Source organism: Williamwhitmania sp. (assembly GCA_035529935.1).
Taxonomy (GTDB): Bacteria; Bacteroidota; Bacteroidia; order Bacteroidales; family Williamwhitmaniaceae; genus Williamwhitmania.
Map to the genome: position 1 here is coordinate 1 of DATKVT010000127.1, position 5074 is coordinate 5074.

Genomic DNA, 5074 nt, shown 5'->3' on the forward strand with positions numbered 1-5074 from the left:
ATACCTCTTTGCCATAACGGTTATACACCCTTATATCGACATCGGTGAAGAAAACGAAATCGGGAATCTCCCATTTATCGTTGGCACCATCGCCATTGGGGGTAAACACGTACGGAATGCGCATGTGATTGGGGTCGCATAGGCCAATTTTAATTGAATCGGAGTTCACGCAACCGTTTTCGTCGGTTACCTGAACCCAAATATTTTGGGAAAGTCCAGCTCCTACAAGCAGGTTGCTGGTAATATCGCCTGAGCTCCACAAGTAGCTGGTAACTGTTGAATTGTATGCATCTAGCATAAGTGCCTGACCACCGCAGAGAGAGGTGTCGCGGCCAAGGTTAACAACAGGTAGCGGATTAATGGTTACCTGCGTAGTATCGTAGGAGCAGCTGTAATCGGCCCCTATAAGCCGAACCCTATAAGTTCCAGCAGTATTGGTAATGAATGTTTGATCTTTTGACCCATCCTGCCATAGGTAGTTCTTATAAGAAGAACCCGGGTCGATGGTAATATTGCCGTTCTGGCAAAATTTAAGCAACTCTGGCAATGCGCCTACTGGCACAAAAATGGTTGGAGAGTTGATAACCACATCCTGCTCATATGGTGCGCCAACACAACCCCAAGGGGTGGTTTCGGTAACCATAAAAGAGTAAACTCCACCTACAAAATTATTGTCCCACGTAACGGCAATGGAATCACCTTTGGCGAATACTTGAATGTTAACTGATGGTACAGTAAAGCCGCCGGGCCCCACAATGCTCCACGAAAAAATGGAGGTGCCATTGAGCCCTTTGACCCCGTACTTTTCAACAGTGCCTACACAGGCGCTGGGCAAATTTTGCCCAGCGCTGTGTTTTACACTGAATATCAGAGTCACAAATAACGCTATCAGGTAATAGTTACGCAATTGACTTGGCGTTTGTGTGAGACAATTAAAATTACAACTCTATTCTAAGCAATCTTAATACTAGTAAGCAAAAGCGTTAGCAATGTGATAAACAGGGCCAGTAACAGGTGTTGGGTTAACAATATACTCAACGGTTACAGTTCCAGTGAATGGATAGGTGGTAATGTTACCTGCAGCAGCAGTAGCTCCACCAGCAACATTAGCAGCAACGTAGTCTGACTTCTGAGAAATAGCCGACACAATACCTTCAGGGGTAGCAACAAGAAGATCTGACGCCTTAAGTAGGGTAAAAGTGTACTTGGTCCGTTTTAAATTCAGTACAGTAAGAGCACCAGTAGAAACAACTTCTGGCCCTGCACCATGGTACTTAGCAGCAGTTGTGTGGTCATCTACAAGGCTTGTCACAACACTTGCAGGAATTTCAACATCAGCAGCGTCAATGTTAACGCTTCTTTTCTGAATTGAGTAGGCATAGCCTGCATTTGCAACAGGAGCACCAGTTTCAGTGATAGCTACGGAAAGGTTTTCAGGACCTTGGTCACCGCAAACATGGAATTGATGTCCAGCAGCGTCAACTGTCCAAGCAGCAACAGCAGAACCGGAAACGGCTGCAGTAGGCTTCCCTGTTACAAAAACATTGAAGTCAATACCTGCATCGTGGCAACCACCAAAAGCTGCAGGAGCTTGCTCGTAAACATTAACTGCGTAAGGGCCACCAACAGTTACACCGCTAATTTCCACGTAGTTGAGAGATGAAGGCTGAATAAATGTAATGTTTGCAGGACTTGAGGCAGAAGTTACAACCCATGTAAAACCAGCAGTTAATCCAGTGCTTGGGAATACCCATGATGGATTGTAAATAGCATCAGGTTGAACATAAACAGGAACAGACATTCCCTGTGTTACATAGGTTGCATTTGGAGTAGCATCAGCAGAAATGAGACTGTAGTCTGCAGCATCACCTTGAGCCATAGCTCCAGAAACAAACAATGCGCTAGCAAGAGTTAACGCGATCTTCAAAAAAGTCGATTTTTTCATAGCGTGTTGATTAAGGTTAAAAAATATTTTGTTCATAAACTAGATTTTTCCCAATCAGGGGTTTATCAATTAAACTCCGAAATTAACTTTTGGTATACATTTCTTACACCACGGAGCCACTTTACTTGACCAACTCTTATCGGGCTTTGATAAACGGTTTTTCAAAGGGTTTCAATAAAAGGTAAGACAAAGATCGTAAACTGCCCTATCCATTTAAGCAATTGAGATGCCAAAAATAGCAATATTCTGTAAACTAGAGTAAATAAGGTAAGACAGATTTGAATACCCCCCATTTTCGGGCAGAAGCGCTACCATACTAAGTCCAATTTTGGGCATTTATATTATTCCTTATTAAGTTGGAACGGCTATTCTGCCTTGCGGTCCCCTAGCAATATTCTCCAATCTCCAGGCAAGCCATTCAACTAAAACACCATTAGCGTTATAGGTTTTCTTCTGCCATATAGAATTATCGTTCCGGTATAGGAATTCAACCCGGGAGATAAGCGCTCCGTTGGTATCGAAAAGTTGCTTTTCCGCAATATTACCCTTTGCGTCATACTGATAGGTTACAGTTGATGACAAAGAACGATTGCCAATCTTCTTCGTTACCAACTCCTTAACCATTCTTCCAAGCGAATCGTAGGTTGCAACCCTATTAAGCGCAACTATGGAGTCTAGGGGAAATCCACCCTTTACCTTCACCTTACGCATAACTTCGGTCCCATGCTCATCATAGGTATAGGTTGATCGGAACACCTTCTTACCCTTTAAGGTAGTAGCATCAATCCGAACAACTCTACCCTGTGGATCATAGGTAAATTTTTCAATAAAGGCCAATCGTTTGGCATCGTTCGGAAACGTCACCATTTGTTTTAGTATATTATTGTTATTCCCAAACACAAAGCTGTCCACCTCCACCTTTTTATCGGCGACAAAGGACTCAACCTTCACCTTGTTTTTGCCATTGTAAGTGTTCCAGCGATAGGCAATTATACTAGGTGCTCTGTCATAATCAACCTCTGTGTGGCAACGACCAGTTGAATCGAGAAGATATTGGGTTACAGTAAAATATTTGCCAGTCCCTTTTCCATCAACTAACTCATAGGAAGCTTCTATCCGTTGGCTGTGAATGTTCTGTTTAGGCCTTTCTTGTGCTTTTAAAGAAATCACAATCAAGCCTAAGCAACCAGCTAATAAAATATGTCTCATTTATTGAAGTGTTTTGAGATTTATGCAGTGGATAATACAGAATACAATAATTTATCTTCTGGTAAATCCAAGGTGACGCAATGTTGTTGTATTGTTATTTCTTTTCAGGACAATAAATTTTGACCATGTCTTTTGCAGGTGCATAACCCATATCGAGTGCCTTTTTGAAATCATTACAACCCCCAGCCTCATCCTTAAGATTCATTTTGGAGATTCCTCGGTTGTAATAAGCCTCAGCATTATTTGGATTTAATTGCAAAGCCTTATCATAGTCAACAATCGCCTCCTTGTGCATTCCAAGAATTCCCTTGGTTACGGCGCGGTTGTAGTAGGCATCGGCATTGTTGGGGTCGAGCTCCACTGCTCGGTTAAAGGCTGCCAAGCTACCCTTGTAGTCACCACTTATTGCCTTTGCTGTTGCAAGGCTGAACACTGCCTTCTTGTAGTCAGGTTTTAGCGCAATGGCCTTGTTAAGGTCGGCAAAGCATTTCTTAAAATCCTTTTTCTGCATGTAGAGCATTCCACGGCTGTAGAACACGCTGGAGTTTTTCCCATCAAGCGCCAAGGCTGTATTGTATGCCTTTAAGGCATTATCTAGCTCTCCATTATTGGCTTGTGCAAGGCCAAGGTAGTAATATGCATCTGCATCCTTACTGTTTAGGCTGGTAGCCTTCAGCAGGTCCTGCTCGCCATCTTTATAGTCTTTTAGCTTAACACGAAAAATACCCCTGTTCTTGTAGGCATCAAAGTTGGCAACACCGCTTTCGATGAGCTTGCTGTAGCTCGCAATGGCCTTGTTAAAGTCGTTGAGCGCCTCCACCGAAGCCCCCATCTTGTAAAAGGTCTCCTGGCTTGTCCCTCCCAGCTGGGCGCTCTTTATATAATCGGCAATGGCATCGTCGAACCGGAGAAGGCCGGCCTCAACAATACCTCTATTATAGTATGCTTTGGCTAGGGAACCGTTGATCGATATGGCTTTATTTAAAACCTTAAGCGCAGCGTCCCATTTTTGCTGATTCTTTAGCGAAATACCCTTGTGCAGGTAGGGCAGCGCAATGGTGCTGTCCAGTGCGATCGACTGATTGAAAAACGTTATGGCCAAGCTATCGTTACCCTTGCCTTGAAGAATTACCCCTTTGAGATCGAGGTATTCGGGCTTTGTGGAAAGCATTAGGGCAAAGTCAATTTTGTGCAACGCTTGCTCATACTTTGCAGAATCGGCAAGCTCCTTAGCCTTAACGTAGGAGTTACCAGCCCACCTCGGCTTTTCCATAAAAAACACCACCAAAATCAGCAAAATAGCTACGCCTACGTAGAGGAAAGTATTCTTCATGTTACTATGGTTTTCAGAATGTTAATACTAAAGCACGAAACGTTAAGCCATTATAGCAATAAAATGAACTTTTGTTTCATAAATCAGCCGCTAATTTAAAAAAAATAGGTGGGAAGGGCAATAGGGAATGAAAAAGTGAAGGGTGACGGAAAAGTGACGAGTTACAAAGCTACAAGTTACCAAAAGACCGGTTCTGGGGCCGCTAATCATTTCCCCGCACTTTAGGGCGGGGGGTGACGGCAAATTCCAAAACGGAGTGGTGCCAAGGCAAACCTACAGCCGATTCAGTGACGGGTGACGGAAAAGTGACAAGGTGACGAGTTACAAAGCTACAAGTTACCAAAAGACCGGTTCTGGGGCCGCTAATCATTTCCCCGCACTTTAGGGCGGGGGTCGACGGCACCATCCAAAACGGAGCGGTGCACGCTCCGATGGCCTTCAGCGCACCGAACCTTCCATGCACCGCAACCACCGTAAGGATTAAAAAGTTGGAAGTGGTGCCAAGGCAAACCTACAGCCAATTCAGTGAAGGGTGACGGAAAAGTGACAAGGTGACGAGTTACAAAGCTACAAGTTACCAAAAGACC

General features: G+C 44.0%; 5 protein-coding genes. All 5 read right to left on the reverse strand.

Annotation, left to right across the window (positions count from 1 at the left end; all coding sequences use genetic code 11):
- Nucleotides 1-877: gliding motility-associated C-terminal domain-containing protein (locus VMW01_09920; GenBank protein HUW06569.1), on the reverse strand; the 877-nt coding region annotated here is incomplete at its 3' end.
- 90 nt (nt 878-967) lie between these two features.
- Nucleotides 968-1945, reverse strand: a complete 978-nt coding sequence (locus tag VMW01_09925) for a hypothetical protein (protein ID HUW06570.1) — start codon at nt 1943-1945, stop codon at nt 968-970.
- 351 nt (nt 1946-2296) lie between these two features.
- Nucleotides 2297-3154 carry a hypothetical protein gene (locus VMW01_09930; protein ID HUW06571.1) on the reverse strand — a complete coding sequence of 286 codons (858 nt, stop codon included), beginning with the start codon at nt 3152-3154 and terminating at the stop codon, nt 2297-2299.
- 94 nt (nt 3155-3248) lie between these two features.
- Complete coding sequence (locus VMW01_09935; GenBank protein HUW06572.1) at nt 3249-4487, reverse strand: tetratricopeptide repeat protein; 1239 nt, start codon at nt 4485-4487, stop codon at nt 3249-3251.
- A 362-nt stretch (nt 4488-4849) separates the two neighbouring features.
- Nucleotides 4850-5074: hypothetical protein (locus tag VMW01_09940; GenBank protein ID HUW06573.1), on the reverse strand; the 225-nt coding region annotated here is incomplete at its 5' end.